The sequence below is a fragment of the Streptomyces sp. CA-250714 genome (assembly GCF_050936705.1).
Lineage (GTDB): Bacteria > Actinomycetota > Actinomycetes > Streptomycetales > Streptomycetaceae > Streptomyces.
Map to the genome: position 1 here is coordinate 2300010 of NZ_JBNJMI010000001.1, position 15179 is coordinate 2315188.

Sequence of the window (15179 nt, forward strand, 5' to 3'; positions counted from 1 at the left end):
CCAAGACAGGCCCGGTCGTGCCCTCGCGCACGTTCCTCACCGATCGGATAGCCGCTTGTCCCACACCCCCCGGGGCCCGCGGAAACCCGGTCGACGCGGCCGCCCCGGAACTGTCCCCCCGGTTCCCGGGCGGCCGGCCACGTCCACGACCGGTTCTGTCCGCGGCACAGCCCGTTCCGCACCGCTGCTGTGGGCCTGCTGCCTGTGCGGTCTAGTCCTGGTACTGGCCACCTGGCAGGTGCTCGCCCGGGGCGCGCTGATCGGCTGGGACGAGGAGCTGGGTACGACCATGCGTCGTGCGGGGCCGCCGCAGGCCCTCGCCGAGGCGCTGGCGGATCTGGGCAACATGGCGGTGGCCCTGCCGCTGCTCGCCGTCGCGATGGCACTGTCGCTGCTGCGCTCGCGGGGCCGCAGCTGGTGGCCGGTGCTCTGTTACGCGGTGGCCATGGGGCTGATGGCGCCGCTGGTGGTCGGCCTGAAGGCGTGGACGGACCGCACCGGCCCGCTGGGCGGCGGTGGCTACTTCCCGTCGGGCCACGCGGCCACCACAGCGGTAGCACTCGGCAGCGCGCTGCTCCTGTTGTACGCGGTGCTCTCGCGCGCTGCCCGGACGTCGGTATGGACGCTCGTCGCCGCGCTCGTCGTCGGCAACGGGCTCGGCCTGGTGTGGCGGGGTTACCACTGGCCGTTGGACGTGGCGGCCGGCTGGTGCCTCGGCGTACTGCTGCTGGCCGCTGCCACCGCCACCGCCCACCGCAGGCCCGGCGCACGACAGCTGCCCGCCGGGCGACAGCCGCCCAGCAAATGAGACCGCCCAGCGAATGACCACCGGTCAGCTGTCGAAGCCCATCCCCACCTTGTCCATCGCCTTCAGCCACAGGTTGCGCCGTCCCGCCTGGGCGTCGGAGCGGGCCAGCGACCATTGGGTGAGGCCGATCCCGGCCCACCGCACCGGCTCCGGGGGGAAGGGGAGCGGCTTCTTGCGCACCATTTCCAGTTCGGTGCGCTCCGTCCGTTCGCCCGCGAGCAGGTCGAGCATCACCTCCGCGCCGAAGCGGGAGGCGCCGACGCCGAGCCCGGTGAAGCCGGCCGCGTAGCTGACGCGGCCGTCCATGGCGGTGCCGAAGAAGGGCGAGAAGCGCGAACAGGTGTCGATGACGCCGCCCCAGGTGTGGGTGAAACGGAGCCCCTCCAGCTGGGGGAAGCAGCGGAAGAAGTGCCGGGCGAGCTTGGCGAAGGTCTCGGGACGCTGGTGGTAGTCGCGGGAGATGCGGCTGCCGTAGTGGTAGAGGACGTCGTAACCGCCCCACAGGATGCGGTTGTCGACGGTGATACGGAAGTAGTGGAAGTGGTTGGCGCTGTCGCTGAGTCCCTGGCGGTTGTGCCAGCCGATCGCGGCCCGCTGCTCCTCGCTGAGCGGCTCGGTCATCAGGGCGTAGTCGTAGACGGGGGCGATGTAGTGCCGCACCCGGCGCAGCAGCGACGGGAAGGCGTTGGTGCCGAGGGCGATGTGCCGGGCGTACACCCGGCCGTACGGGGTGGCGACGGCGACCTCGGCGTCGCGGGTGCCCAGCCGGGTGGCCGGAGTGTGCTCGTAGATGCGGACGCCGGCCTGTTCGCAGGCGCGCTTGAGGCCCCAGGCGAGCCGCGCTGGGTTGACCATGGCCACGCCGTTGCGGTCCCAGAGTCCGGCCAGGAATGTCGGGGAGTCGGCCTCGGCCCGCACCGCGTCGCGGTCCAGCAGGGTCAGCCCCTCCCCCATGCCGCGGGCGCGTGCCCCCTGCGCCCACTCCTCCAGTTCGGCGACCTGGTGGGGCTCGGTGGCCACGGCGATCTCACCGGTGCGTTCGAAATCGCAGTCGATGGCGTAGCGGGCGACGGCTTCCTCGATGGCGTCGAGGTTGCGCAGCCCCAGCCGCTCCAGCTGTTCGAGTTCGTCCGGCCAGCGGGCGAGGCCGTTGCCGAAGCCGTGGGTGAGCGAGGCGGCGCAGAAGCCGCCGTTGCGCCCCGAGGCGGCCCAGCCGACCTCCTCCGCCTCGACGAGCACCACGTCACGGTCGGGGTCGCGCTCCTTGGCGACCAGCGCGGTCCACAGTCCGCTGTAGCCGCCTCCGACGACCAGCAGGTCGCACTGTTCGTCGCCGACGAGTGCGGGGCGGGCTGCGGGGCGGTGGTCGGGGTCGTCCAGCCAGTACGGGGTCGGCCGGGCGTCGGCGAGAGAGCGGAGGGCAGCTGGGGAAGCCACGGCATCGCTCACGGATATCGGCTCCTTGTTGTACGTACGAGGGAACGGCGGCGGGCCGCGGAAGGGGGCCCGCCCGCGTTCACGACTTCTTGCGGCGATTGGCCGCGATCTGCCCTCCGAGCACGATGGCGAGCGCCAGCACGAACATCGCCGAGCCGATCACGTTGACCTGCACCGGCACCCCGCGCTGCGCCGCGCCCCAGACGAACATGGGGAAGGTCACTGTCGAGGGACCCGCGTTGAACTGGGTGATGATGAAGTCGTCGAACGACAGGGCGAAGCTGAGCATGGCGCCGGCGGCTATGCCGGGCGCCGCGAGCGGCAGCGTCACACGCCAGAACGTCTGGAACGGACCGGCGTACAGATCGCGTGCGGCCTCTTCGAGGCGGGGATCCATGCTCATCACGCGGGCCTTGACGGCGACCACGACGAAGCTCAGACAGAACATGACGTGCGCGATCAGGATGGTCACAAAGCCGAACTCGATGCGGGTGTTGAGGAAGAGGGTGCCGACCGAGGCACCCATCACCACCTCGGGCATGGCCATCGGGAGGAAGATCAGCGCGTTGGTGGTGCTCTTGCCGCGGAAGCGGTAGCGGGCCAGCGCGAAGGCCGCGAACGTACCGAACACCGTGGCCAGCAGCGTGGCGAACAGCGCGATCCGGAGGCTGAGCCCCAGCGAGCCGCACATGTCGGCGACGCCGCAGGGGTCGGTCCAGGCGTCGGTCGAGAAGGAGCGCCACGCGTAGTTGAAGCGGCCGGCGGGTTTGTTGAAGGAGAACAGCAGGACGACCAGGTTGGGGACCAGCAGATACGCCAGAGCGAGGCACCCGACCAGTACGACGGCGTTCCTGCGCAGCCAGCGCACCGGTGCGGCTGCCGGGGAGCGGGCACCGGAGCGGGGAGAGGCTTGGGCGGTGGTGGACATCAGACCAGCTCCTCCGTTCCGGCCTTGCGCATATAGACACTGACCATGATCAGGATGAGTGCCATCAGGATGAAGGACATCGCCGCCGCCGTCGGGTAGTCGAGGACGTTGAGGAACTGCTTCTGGATGGCGTTGCCGACCATCTGCTCGTTGGGCGAGCCCAGCAGCTGGGCGTTGATGTAGTCGCCGGACGCCGGGATGAAGGTGAGCAGCGTGCCGGCCACCACGCCGGGCAGCGAGAGCGGGAAGGTCACCTTCCGGAACGCTGTGGCGGGCTTGGCGTACAGGTCGCGGGCGGCTTCGAGCAGCGAGGTGTCGATCCGTTCCAGCGAGCTGTAGAGCGGCAGGATCATGAACGGCAGGAAGTTGTACGTCAGTCCGCAGACCACCGCGAGTGGGGTGGCCAGCACGCGCTCGTCGCCGGTCAGTCCCAGCCAGCTGGTGACGTCGAGGACGTGCAGGGCGCTGAGGGCGCCCACGACCGGGCCGCCGTCGGAGAGGATCGTCTTCCAGGCCAGGGTGCGGATGAGGAAGCTGGTGAAGAACGGGGCGATCACCATGACCAGGAGGAGATTGCGCCACCGGCCGGCCCGTACGGCGATCATGTAGGCGAGCGGATAGCCGATGAGCAGGCAGAGCGCCGTCGCGACGGCCGCGTACCCGAACGAGCGGACGAAGTGCTCGCCGTAGGTCCCCAGCGCGTCGGTGTAGTTCGAGAACTGCCAGGTGACGCGGAAGCCCTCCTCCAGCGAGCCGCTCTGCACGGAGGTGGACGCCTGGTAGAAGAGCGGGGCGACGAAGAAGACGGCGAGCCAGAGCCCGGCGGGCAGCAGCAGCCAGTAGGGGGTCAGCCCGCGGCGGGTGCGTCCGGCACCGGAGTCGGTGACCGCACCGTCGGGGTCGTGCCCCGTGCCGGGAGCGGCGTCGGACGACGCGGGTCCCGAGGACGAGAGAGGTGCTACGGCAGTCATACGGCCTCCTCGCCGGCCGCCGCGTCCTGGGCCGCGTCCAGCGCGAAGGTGTGCGCGGGCCGCCAGTGCAGTACGACGTGTGAGCCGGGCGTGAGCCTGCTGTCGCGCGAGACGTTCTGCTCGTAGACGGTGAGACTGGTGCCGGCCGGGGTCTCGACGAGGTACTGCCAGGAGACTCCCAGGTAACTGGCGTCCGTGATGCGGCCGATGAGCCGGTTGCGGTCCGCAGGAACGTCCCGGGGGACGGAGTCCGGGTCGTCGGTGTGGGTGAGGGAGATCTTCTCCGGCCGCACGCCGACCAGCACCTTCGTGCCCGCGTCGACGCCCTCGACGGCGCAGCGGGCGGTCGGCAGCCGGAGCGTGGCGTCGGCGCCCACCACCTGGACGCGCACCTGGTCCGCGTCGGCGGCGTCGCGGGAGACCACCTCCGCCTCGATCAGGTTCGAGGTGCCAAGGAAGTTGGCGACGAATGTCGAGCGGGGGTTCTCGTACAGCTCGGCGGGCGCCCCCAGTTGTTCGACGCGTCCGCCGTACATCACCGCGACGCTGTCGGCCATGGTCATGGCCTCTTCCTGGTCGTGGGTGACGTGCACGAAGGTGATGCCGACCTCGGTCTGGATGCGCTTGAGTTCCAGCTGCATCTGGCGGCGCAGTTTCAGGTCGAGGGCGCCGAGCGGCTCGTCGAGGAGGAGCACCCGGGGGCGGTTGATCAGCGCGCGGGCGAGGGCCACGCGCTGCTGCTGGCCGCCGGAGAGCTGCCGCGGTTTGCGGCGGGCCATATCGCCCAGCTGGACGAGGTCGAGCATCTCCTCGACCTGCTTGCGCACCGACTTCACCCCGCGGCGGCGCAGTCCGAAGGCGATGTTCTCGGCGACGTCCAGGTGTGGGAAGAGCGCGTAGTTCTGGAAGACGGTGTTGACGGGGCGCTTGTGGGGCGGGAGATGGGTGATGTCGTCGTCGCCCAGCAGGATGCTGCCGGACGTCGGTTCCTCCAGCCCCGCGATCATGCGCAGGGTGGTGGTCTTGCCACAGCCGGAGGCCCCCAGCAGGGCGAAGAACGAGCCCTCCGGGATGGTGAGGTCTAGCGGGTGGACGGCGGTGAAGTCGCCGAAGGTCTTGGCTATACCGGAAAGAGTGATGGTCATGGCCGGTCCTCGGGGAGGCGGGGCTGGTCCCACAGCGGAGGGGAGCAGGCCCGGCGGGCAGGGACGCGGGCGGCTCAGGCCCCGATGAGCTTGGAGAACTTCTCCTCGTACCGTGCTTCTTCCTTGGCGCTCATCGGCCGGAAGTTCTTGCCCTTGGCGATCATGCGCTCGTCGGGGAAGATCAGCGGAGCCTCGGCCAGCTCCTTGTCGATCTTCTCCATCTCGGCCTTGGCGCCGGAGACCGGGCAGATGTAGTTGACCCACGCGGCCAGCTCGGCGGCTTCCTTGGGCTGGTAGTAGTAGTCGATCAGCGCCTCGGCGTTGCCGCGGTGCCGGGCCTTGGCGGGTACCAGCAGGTCGTCCGTGCCGAAGAGGTAGCCGCGCGCGGGGACGGCGAACTCCACATCTGGGTTGTCGAGCTGGAGCTGCACCACGTCACCGGCCCAGGCCAGACAGGCGGCGATGTCGCCGGAGTTGAGCTCGTCCATGTAGTCGTTGCCGCTGAAGCGGCGCAGCTGTTTGCGGTCGACGGCCTTCTGGATGCGGGCGATCGCGGCGTTGAAGTCGTCCTCGGTGAAGTGCTCGGAGTCGACGCCCATGTCGAGCATGGTCAGCCCGATGGTGTCGGTCATCTCCGTCAGCATGGATATCCGGCCCTTGAGGGACTCGTCCTCCAGCAGCTGTGTGACGCTGGTGACCTTCTTCCCCTTGGTGGCCTTCTTGTTGTACGCGACGATGCAGGCCGTGCCCGCCCACGGATAGCTGTACTGCCGTCCGGGGTCGTGCGCCGCTGCGCGGAAGCGGTCCTCCAGGTTGGTGACGGCGTGCGGCAGATTGGCCGGGTCCAGGCGCTGCGCCCAGCCCTGCCGGATGACGCGGCCGGCCATCCAGTCGGACAGGCACACCAGGTCGCGGCCGGTGTCCTGGCCTGCTGCGAGCTGCGGCTTGATCTTGCCGTAGAACTCGTTGTTGTCGTTGATGTCCTCGACGTACTTGACCTTGATGCCGCTCTCGCGTTCGAAGCGGTCGAGGGTGGGGCGCTTCTTCTTGTTCTTCTCGTCGACGTCGATGTAGAGCGGCCAGTTGGCGAAGTTGAGGACCTTCTCCTTGCGGGAGTGGTCGGGAGTGTCCTCAGGGGCCTCGCCGCCCTTGCTGCCTGCCGCGGGCGGGATTCCGCAGGCGGCGAGGGTGGAACCGGCCGCGGCGAGGGAGGCGGCTTGCAGCAGCCTGCGCCGGGACATCGCGGCGCGGCCACTGGTCAGACCGCGTTCCCACGCCTTGGCGACGGGCTCCGGCAGTCCTTCGTACAGGTCCATGGGGACCGCCTTCCTGGAAGGAGAACGGGGAAGGGGTGGGGGGTGTGGGGGTTGTGCGGAGGAGGGGACGGGGGTACGGCGGGGTCGTGCGTACGGGCGCTCAGCGGTCGCCGAAGACCGTGCGGTGCCAGTCCTTGCGCACGACGCCGGTCGTCTCCGACATGACGTGCTTGATCTGGGTGTACTCCTCGAAGGAGTAGGCGGACATGTCCTTGCCGTAGCCCGACGCCTTGTAGCCGCCGTGCGGCATCTCGCTGATGATCGGGATGTGGTCGTTGAGCCACACACAACCGGCCTGGAGCTCCCGCGCGGCTCGTCCGGTGCGGAAGACGGAGCGGCTCCAGGCGGAGGCGGCGAGGCCGTAGGGGGTGTCGTTGGCCAGGGCGATGCCCTCGTCATCGGTGTCGAAGGGGAGGACGACGAGGACGGGTCCGAAGATCTCCTGCTGGACGACCTCACTGTCCTGCGGCGCGTCGGTGATCAGCGTCGGCCGGTAGTACGCGCCCTTGGCGAGCTCTCCGCCCGGCGCCCGGCCACCGGTGACGACGGTGGCGTAGGAGCGGGCCCGGTCCACGAAACCGGCCACCCGGTCGCGCTGCGCGTGCGAGATCAGCGGCCCCAGGTCCGTTCCCTCGGCGAACGGGTCACCGACGCGCACCTCGTTCATCAGGTCGGCGACGGCGGAGACGAACGCGTCGTAGAGCGGGCGCTGGACGTAGGCCCGGGTCGCCGCGGTGCAGTCCTGGCCGGTGTTGATCAGCGCACCGGCGACCGCGCCGTGTGCCGCGGCCTCCAGGTCGGCGTCGTCGAACACCAGGAAGGGCGCCTTGCCGCCCAGTTCGAGGTGGAGGCGCTTGGCGGGCCGGGACGCGGTGGTGGCGATCTCGGCGACGCGCCTGCCGACGGCGGTGGAGCCGGTGAACGAGGTCATGGCCACGCCGGGGTGGGCGACGAGCGCCTCTCCCGCGTCCCGGCCCGCTCCCGTGACGATGTTGATGACGCCGGCCGGGATACCCGCCTCGTATGCGGCCTGCGCGAACATCAGGGAGGTGAACGGGGTGAGCTCGGAGGGCTTGAGGACGATGGTGTTGCCCGCCGCCACGGCCGGGAGGATCTTCCAGGCCGCCATCTGGAGCGGGTAGTTCCACGGGGCGATGGAGCCGATGACGCCGAGCGGTTCACGGCGGACGGCCGAGGTGTGCTCGCCGCTGTACTCGGCTGCCGCGGCGCCGGTGAGGTGGCGGGCGGCACCCGCGAAGAAGGCGACGTTGTCGAAGGAGCCGGGGACGTCGAACTCGGCGGAGAGCTTGAGCGGCTTGCCGCACTGCAGCGACTCGGCGTACACGAACTCGTCCGTCAGCTCGGTCAGCCGAGCCGCCCAGCGGTGCATGGCCTCGGACCGCTCTGCGGGGGTGGCACCCGCCCAGCCGGGAAGGGCCTCGTCGGCCGCGCGGACAGCGGCGTCGACGTCGGAGGCGCTCGCCAGCTCGAACGTGTGGAGCTCTCCGCCGGTCGCGGGGTCCACGACCGCGTGCGAGCGGCCCGAGGTGCCGGGCCCGAGCCTGCCCGCGACGTATTGGGCGCCCGCGGCGAACCGTTCGGACACATCGAAGCGCTGGACCATCGGGACTCCTGACCACTACTGCGTGCGGCGTACTCCGGTGGCTCGGGGGCACGGACCGGCTGACGCGGCACCGTGGCCCAGGCCACTGTTGGCAGCTGATCCTGGCAGGCGTTCGACCATCCAACAAGGGATTCCGTAGTTATCTTTTGATTACGCCACGGAATCGATACTCCGGCGTGGGTTTCGCCTCGCGATGGGAGAGCCCCGTGCGGGGCGGCCTCGGAGCCCGACCGAAGAGCATGGCGAAGGGCGGCCTTCCGCATCCCGCGGAAGGCCGCCCTGTCCGAACTGTCGTGCCCCCAAGAGGCGTTCAGTGAGTCAGCAGCACCGGTGTGTGCGAGCCCCGCGCGTTGTAGGAGTCACCGCTGCCCCCGTCCGAGCCGCCTGAGGAGTCCTCCGACCAGACCGTCAGGCTGAGGACAAGCAGCGTGCTGACGATCACCGAAAGCGCCAGCCCGACGATGCCGAGGATGAACCCGGCCGTCGCCTGTCCGCCGCCGCCCAGCTCTCCCCGCTCCACTCCGCGCCGGGCGCTGACCCCCAGGCACAGCGCGACGACGGAGGAGAAGACCGCCAGGAAGCTGCCCCAGCAGGTGACCACCAGCACCACACTGGCGATGCCGACCACCATGGCAGCCACGGACTTGCCGACCGGCGGGGGCGGCCCCTGCCACCCGTATCCGCTCGGTGGGTACGCCCCGGCGCCGTAACCGCCGTAACCCCCATAGCCGCCGTAGCCCGCCTGGCCGCTGTAGCCCGTGTACCCACCGGTTGCCCCGTAACCGGCCGGTCCGCCGCCGTATCCGCCCTGCGCCCCCTGTCCGGACTGGCCGCCCTGCCGGCCGTACCCGGGCGGGGGCTGTGCGCCGTAGGAGCGGCCCGGCCCGTCCGGCGCGGGCGGTATCGGGGGCGGCTTCTCCTCCCCCGGCCCGTTACCACTCCCCCCGCTCGCCTGCCCGGGCGCTCCGGCAGGCGGCAGATGCCCTGCCCCCTCGTCCATCGCGTCCCCTCTCCTCTCCTCCCGTTCCCTGCCCTTCATGCTATGCCGCAGCTCGGACACCGCTCCTGACGGCGGACGCCTACGATGATCCGGACCCGCAATTCAGCCGGAGGTCTCTCTTGTCCCATCCTTCCGACCTGGCCGCTCCTTCCGACCTGGCCGCCTTCATCGCCGGGCTGCCCAAGGCCGAGCTGCATGTGCACCACGTCGGCTCCGCCTCGCCCCGGATCGTTGCCGAGCTCGCCGCACGCCACCCCGAGGCGGGGGTGCCGGCCGACCCGGAAGCGCTGGCCGAGTACTTCACGTTCACCGACTTCGCGCACTTCATCCAGGTCTATCTGTCGGTCGTGGACCTGATCAGGGACGCCGAGGACGTACGTCTGCTCACGTACGAGATCGCCCGGGACATGGCGCGGCAGTCGATCCGGTACGCGGAACTGACCGTCACCCCCTACAGCTCCGTGAGCCGCGGCATTCCGGACGGCGCCTTCCTGGAGGCCATCGAGGACGCCCGCCGCGCCGCCGAGCGGGAACTGGGCGTGGTGCTGCGCTGGACGTTCGACATCCCCGGCGAGGCGGGTCTCGAGGCGGCGGAGGAGACCACCAGGATCGCCACCGAGATGGCACCGGACGGGCTGATCTCCTTCGGTCTGGGCGGGCCCGAGATCGGCGTCCCACGGCCGCAGTTCAAGCCGTACTTCGACCGCGCGCTGGCCACCGGACTGCACAGCGTCCCGCACGCGGGCGAGACCACGGGCCCGGAGACGATCTGGGACGCGCTCACCTCGCTGCGTGCCGAGCGCATCGGCCACGGCACCAGCGCCGTCCGGGACCCCCGGCTGCTGGAGCACCTGGCCGAACGCGGCATCCCGCTGGAGGTCTGCCCCACCTCGAACATCGCGACCCGCGCCGTGGAGACACTGGAGAGCCACCCCATCAGCGAGATGGTCAAGGCCGGCGTCCTGGTCACCGTCAACAGCGACGATCCGCCGATGTTCGGCACCGACCTGAACACCGAGTACGGCATCGCCGCCCGGCTGCTGGGCCTGGACGCCCCCGGCATCGCGACGCTCGCGAGGAACGCCGTGAAGGTGTCCTTCCTGGACGAGACGGGCAAGGCCCGGCTGTGCGAGGAGATCGACACCTATCTGGCCGCCTGGCAGCGTCCCAGGTGACCGACGAGGCAGCAGCGGCACCACCCCCGTACCCCCCGCGCGGCAGGCCGGCCGCGGTGGCGCACCGGGGCGCGCCCTTCGTGGCACGCGAGAACACCCTGCCCTCGTTCCGCGCCGCCGTGGCCGCCGGGGCCGACGCGGTGGAGCTGGACGTACGGCTCACCCGGGACGGGGTCCCCGTGGTGCTGCACGACCGCACACTGGAGCGGCTGTGGCGGCACGACGCCGCCGTCTCCGGCCTCACCCACGAGCGGCTGACCGAGCTGGCCGACGGTGTGCCCTCGCTCACGGAGGCGCTGGCCGTCACACGTACGGTCCGTACGCTGATCGACCTGCCCGACCCGGCGGCGGTACGGGCCACCGCCGCGGCGGTGCGCGCGGCGGACGCCACCGAGCGCGTCTACTACTGCGGCGGCCCGGAGGCGATGCGGCGGGTGCGGGCGGCCGAACCGGACGCCGAGGTGGCGCTCAGCTGGGACCGCGCGGCCCCGGTGCGGCCGACGCTGCTGGCGGATCTTCGGCCCCGCTGGCTCAACTACGGCTTCGGGCTGCTCACCTCGGAACTGGTCGCCCGTGCGCACGCCGACGGCAGGCTGGTCTCCGCGTGGACGGCCGACCGGGTACGCACCATGCGCCGGCTCGCCGCCATGGGCGTCGACGCGATCACCACCAACCACATCGACCGACTGGTGAGTGCCCTGGAGTCGCCGCCCGGTGAACGGGGTTGGGGCAGGGCTGTTACATGATGTGGCTTTCGGCGGGCACATACGAGTGATTGGCTCATACTCGCCGTCTACGCACTCGTGAAGGAACCGCCATGATCATTTTCGGTACCAGCAGCAAGCTGGTGCAGCTGGCCATGCTGAACCTGCTCTGCGGCTTCTGTGGCAACCCGGCTGCACACGCACTGCGTAAGCGCGTGACGAAGTTCTCGCTCTTCTTCATTCCGCTCTTCCCGATCGCACCTGCGAAGCACTCGCTCCAGTGCACCTTCTGCGGAGCGCAGTCCGAGGTGTCCAAGGAGAACGCGGAGCAGATGCTGGCCCAGGCCCAGGGCGCGCCCCCGGCCGGGCAGCCGGCGCCGGGGCAGGGCACGGGCGGCGTCCCGCAGCAGCCGGGCGCACAGAGCGGCAACCCCTTCGCGGGTCAGCAGCCACAGAACCCGTACCAGTCCTGAGTCAACGGCTCGCACTCGTACGACGGGGCCCGCATCCCGGTGGGATGCGGGCCCCGATGCGTGTCCGCTCTCAGCGAGGGGACCGGCTCACAGCGCCGTCATCACGTGCTTGACGCGCGTGTAGTCCTCCAGGCCGTACGTCGACAGGTCCTTGCCGTAGCCGGACTTCTTGAAGCCGCCGTGCGGCATCTCGGCGACGAGCGGGATGTGGGTGTTGATCCACACGCAGCCGAAGTCCAGCGCCTTGGACATCCGCATGGCGGTGCCGTGGTTGGTCGTCCACACCGACGACGCGAGCGCGTACTCCACGTCGTTGGCCCACTCGACCGCCTGGGCCTCGTCGGTGAACTTCTGGACGGTGATCACCGGGCCGAAGACCTCGTTCTGGATGATCTCGTCGTCCTGCTTGAGCCCGGAGACGACGGTCGGCGCGTAGAAGTAGCCCTTGTCGCCGACCCGCTCGCCGCCCGCCTCGACCTTGGCGTGTGCCGGGAGGCGGTTGATGAAGCCCTCCACCTTCTCCAGGTGAGTGGGGTTGTTCAGCGGGCCGTAGAAGCAGTCCTCGTCGCTCAGGTCACCGGTCTTGACCTCGGCGGCTGCCTTGGCGAGGGCCTGCACGAACTCCTCGTAGACGCCCTCCTGGACGAGCACCCGGGTGGCCGCTGTGCAGTCCTGTCCGGCGTTGAAGAAGCCGCCGTCCCTGATGCCCTCGACGGCCGCCGGGATGTCCGCGTCGTCGAACACCACACAGGGGGCCTTGCCGCCCAGCTCCAGGTGGACGCGCTTGAGGTCCTTGGCGCCGCTGGCCGCGACCTCCATGCCGGCCCGGACCGACCCGGTGATCGAGGCCATCGCCGGGGTCTTGTGCTCGACCAGCAGCCGGCCGGTGTCCCGGTCGCCGCACACCACGTTGAAGACGCCCTTGGGCAGGATCTCGCCCATGACCTCGGCCATGAAGACCGTGGAGGCCGGCGTGGTGTCCGACGGCTTGAGCACGACGGTATTGCCCGCCGCCAGTGCGGGGGCGAACTTCCACACGGCCATCATCGCCGGGTAGTTCCACGGCGCCACCTGGGCGCACACCCCGATCGGCTCGCGCCGTACGAAGGAGGTCAGGCCCTCCATGTACTCGCCGGCCGACTTGCCGTCCAGCATCCGCGCGGCGCCCGCGAAGAAGCGGATCTGGTCGAGCATCATCGGCAGCTCTTCCTGCCGGGTCAGCTCCAGCGGCTTGCCGCAGTTCTCGCACTCGGCGGCCAGCAGCTCGTCGGCGCGTGCCTCCAGGGCATCGGCGATCTTGAGAATGGCCTGCTGACGGGTGCCGGGCGTGGCGTCCCGCCAGGCGGGGAAGGCGGCCTCGGCCGCGGCCATCGCGGCGTCGACGTCGGCGGCGCCGGACAGTGGTGCCGTGGCGTACGCCTCACCCGTCGCCGGGTTGACCACCTTGGTGGTCCGGCCGTCAGCGGCGTCCCTGAACTCCCCGTCGATGTAGTTGCGCAGTCGACGCAGCTCGGTGGTCACTTCGCACCCCTCCTGCTTCGTTGTCCATTGGGTGAGACTGCCACCCTAACCGGCAGAGCAACGTTTTCGATACGCCTGACGTCGCCGAACAACGGAATCAGTTTTTCGTGAGCCGATTGGCTGCGGATTACATCGCTGAAGGGTTGCGCGACGGAGGATGTCTCATGCACAGTGGCAACCGTGGCTCGCGACTCGAAGAAGACAACCGGCTCCTCCTCCCTGGACGCCGTGTCCCTGGCAATCATCGAACAGCTCCAAGAGGACGGACGGCGTCCGTACGCCGCCATCGGCAAGGCCGTGGGCCTGTCGGAGGCGGCCGTACGCCAGCGCGTCCAGAAACTCCAGGAGCAGGGCGTCATGCAGATCGTCGCGGTGACCGATCCGCTGACCGTCGGCTTCATGCGCCAGGCGATGCTCGGCGTCACGGTCGACGGGGACGTCGAACCGGTCGCCGACGCGCTCGCCGAGATCGACGAGGTCGACTACGTCGTGATCGCGGCGGGCTCGTTCGATCTGCTGGTCGAGATCGTGTGCCACGACGACGACCATCTCCTCGAACTGATCAACAAGCGCATCCGGACCCTGCCGGGCGTGCGGTCGACGGAGAGCTTCGTCTACCTCAAGCTGCGCAAGCAGACCTACACATGGGGAACGCGATAAAAGTGAGCAAGGACAGTCACGCCAGCCAGGGGAGCAAGGACCTCTCCCGTACCGCGAACGACCACCTGTGGATGCACTTCACCCGCATGTCGTCGTACCAGCACGCGCCGGTTCCGACCATCGCCCGCGGTGAGGGCGTCTACATCTACGACACCGACGGCAAGCGCTACCTCGACGGTCTGGCGGGCCTGTTCGTCGTCCAGGCGGGGCACGGCCGCGCCGAGCTGGCCGAGGCCGCCAACAAGCAGGCCCAGGACCTCGCCTTCTTCCCCATCTGGTCCTATGCGCACCCCAAGGCCGTCGAGCTGGCCGAGCGGCTGGCGCACCACGCCCCCGGCGATCTGAACAAGGTGTTCTTCACCACCGGCGGCGGCGAGGCCGTCGAGACCGCGTGGAAGCTGGCCAAGCAGTACCACAAGCTGACCGGCAACCCGCTCAAGCACAAGGTCATCTCGCGGGCCGTCGCCTACCACGGCACCCCGCACGGCGCCCTGTCCATCACCGGGCTGCCCGCCCTCAAGGCCCCGTTCGAGCCGCTGGTCCCCGGCGCGCACAAGGTGCCCAACACCAACTTCTACCGCGCCCCGATCCACGGCGACGACCCCGAGGCGTTCGGCCGCTGGGCCGCCGACCAGATCGAGCAGCAGATCCTCTTCGAGGGCCCGGAGACCGTCGCCGCGGTCTTCCTGGAGCCCGTGCAGAACGCGGGCGGCTGCTTCCCGCCGCCGCCCGGCTACTTCCAGCGGGTCCGCGAGATCTGCGACCAGTACGACGTGCTGCTCGTCTCCGACGAGGTCATCTGCGCCTTCGGCCGGCTGGGCACGATCTTCGCCTGCGACAAGTTCGGCTACGTGCCCGACATCATCACCTGCGCCAAGGGCATGACGTCCGGCTACTCCCCGATAGGCGCCGCCGTCATCTCCGACCGCGTCGCCGAGCCGTTCTACAAGGGTGACAACACCTTCCTGCACGGCTACACCTTCGGCGGCCACCCCGTCTCGGCCGCCGTCGCCCTGGCCAACCTCGACATCTTCGAGCGCGAGGGCCTCAACCAGCACGTGCTCGACAACGAGGGCAACTTCCTCAGCACCCTCCAGAAGCTGCACGACCTGCCGATCGTCGGCGACGTACGCGGCAACGGCTTCTTCTACGGCATCGAACTCGTCAAGGACAAGGCGACCAAGGAGACGTTCACGGACGAGGAGTCCGAGCGGGTCCTGTACGGCTTCCTGTCCAAGGCGCTGTACGAGAACGGCCTCTACTGCCGCGCCGACGACCGGGGCGACCCGGTGGTCCAGCTCGCCCCGCCGCTGATCTCCGACCAGAAGGTCTTCGACGAGGCCGAGCAGATCCTGCGCTCCGTACTGACGGAGGCCTGGACGAAGCTGTAGGCCGCACTCGGGCGAGAGCGCAGCAG

The 15179-nt window shown here is 69.8% G+C and carries 14 protein-coding genes; 6 read left to right on the top strand and 8 right to left on the bottom strand.

From position 1 onward, the window contains the following. Positions 1–238 precede the first annotated feature (238 nt). Positions 239–808 carry a phosphatase PAP2 family protein gene (locus tag ACQEU8_RS09955; protein ID WP_433098993.1) on the top strand — a complete coding sequence of 190 codons (570 nt, stop codon included), beginning with the start codon at positions 239–241 and terminating at the stop codon, positions 806–808. Positions 809–832: 24 nt separating this feature from the next. On the opposite strand, the gene ACQEU8_RS09960 is transcribed toward ACQEU8_RS09955, so the two are convergent. From ACQEU8_RS09960 to ACQEU8_RS09990, 7 genes are all read right to left on the bottom strand, one after another. Next, positions 833–2257 (bottom strand): NAD(P)/FAD-dependent oxidoreductase, encoded by a 1425-nt coding sequence (locus ACQEU8_RS09960; protein ID WP_433098995.1) that lies wholly within the window; start codon positions 2255–2257, stop codon positions 833–835. Positions 2258–2324: 67 nt separating this feature from the next. Then, a complete protein-coding gene (locus ACQEU8_RS09965; protein ID WP_433098997.1) occupies positions 2325–3173 on the bottom strand; it encodes an ABC transporter permease in 849 nt (282 codons plus the stop codon). Next, positions 3173–4144: an ABC transporter permease gene (locus ACQEU8_RS09970; protein ID WP_433098999.1), complete on the bottom strand. Its 972-nt coding sequence runs from the start codon at positions 4142–4144 to the stop codon at positions 3173–3175. Before ACQEU8_RS09970 ends, ACQEU8_RS09965 begins: the two co-directional genes overlap by 1 nt. After that, a complete protein-coding gene (locus tag ACQEU8_RS09975; RefSeq protein WP_433099001.1) occupies positions 4141–5289 on the bottom strand; it encodes an ABC transporter ATP-binding protein in 1149 nt (382 codons plus the stop codon). Before ACQEU8_RS09975 ends, ACQEU8_RS09970 begins: the two co-directional genes overlap by 4 nt. Positions 5290–5363: 74 nt before the next feature. After that, complete coding sequence (locus tag ACQEU8_RS09980) at positions 5364–6605, bottom strand: polyamine ABC transporter substrate-binding protein (RefSeq protein WP_433099003.1); 1242 nt, start codon at positions 6603–6605, stop codon at positions 5364–5366. 100 nt (positions 6606–6705) lie between these two features. Continuing rightward, complete coding sequence (locus tag ACQEU8_RS09985; RefSeq protein ID WP_433099005.1) at positions 6706–8229, bottom strand: gamma-aminobutyraldehyde dehydrogenase; 1524 nt, start codon at positions 8227–8229, stop codon at positions 6706–6708. Between the two features lie 310 nt (positions 8230–8539). Next, the gene (locus tag ACQEU8_RS09990) at positions 8540–9229 is read right to left on the bottom strand and encodes a DUF4190 domain-containing protein (protein ID WP_433099007.1); all 690 of its coding nucleotides are present in this window, start codon (positions 9227–9229) and stop codon (positions 8540–8542) included. Positions 9230–9366: 137 nt separating this feature from the next. Here ACQEU8_RS09990 and ACQEU8_RS09995 point away from each other — a divergent pair, with 137 nt between their 5' ends. The 3 genes from ACQEU8_RS09995 to ACQEU8_RS10005 all read left to right on the top strand — a co-directional run bounded on the left by ACQEU8_RS09995 (position 9367) and on the right by ACQEU8_RS10005 (position 11581). Further along, positions 9367–10404 carry an adenosine deaminase gene (locus ACQEU8_RS09995; RefSeq protein ID WP_433102282.1) on the top strand — a complete coding sequence of 346 codons (1038 nt, stop codon included), beginning with the start codon at positions 9367–9369 and terminating at the stop codon, positions 10402–10404. Further along, complete coding sequence (locus tag ACQEU8_RS10000; protein ID WP_433099009.1) at positions 10401–11150, top strand: glycerophosphodiester phosphodiesterase; 750 nt, start codon at positions 10401–10403, stop codon at positions 11148–11150. Before ACQEU8_RS09995 ends, ACQEU8_RS10000 begins: the two co-directional genes overlap by 4 nt. 71 nt (positions 11151–11221) lie before the next feature. Beyond that, positions 11222–11581, top strand: coding sequence for a zinc-ribbon domain-containing protein (locus tag ACQEU8_RS10005; protein ID WP_433099011.1), 360 nt, complete (start codon positions 11222–11224; stop codon positions 11579–11581). An 87-nt stretch (positions 11582–11668) separates the two neighbouring features. Here the strand turns inward: ACQEU8_RS10005 and ACQEU8_RS10010 are convergent, their stop codons facing one another. Beyond that, on the bottom strand, positions 11669–13102 hold the full coding sequence (locus ACQEU8_RS10010) for a gamma-aminobutyraldehyde dehydrogenase (protein WP_433099013.1): 1434 nt from the start codon (positions 13100–13102) through the stop codon (positions 11669–11671). Positions 13103–13282: 180 nt separating this feature from the next. Here ACQEU8_RS10010 and ACQEU8_RS10015 point away from each other — a divergent pair, with 180 nt between their 5' ends. Then, positions 13283–13762, top strand: a complete 480-nt coding sequence (locus ACQEU8_RS10015) for an Lrp/AsnC family transcriptional regulator (protein WP_433099015.1) — start codon at positions 13283–13285, stop codon at positions 13760–13762. Beyond that, positions 13747–15153 carry an aspartate aminotransferase family protein gene (locus tag ACQEU8_RS10020; protein ID WP_433099017.1) on the top strand — a complete coding sequence of 469 codons (1407 nt, stop codon included), beginning with the start codon at positions 13747–13749 and terminating at the stop codon, positions 15151–15153. The genes ACQEU8_RS10015 and ACQEU8_RS10020 overlap by 16 nt, the downstream gene beginning before the upstream one ends. The last annotated feature ends 26 nt before the right edge of the window (positions 15154–15179 follow it).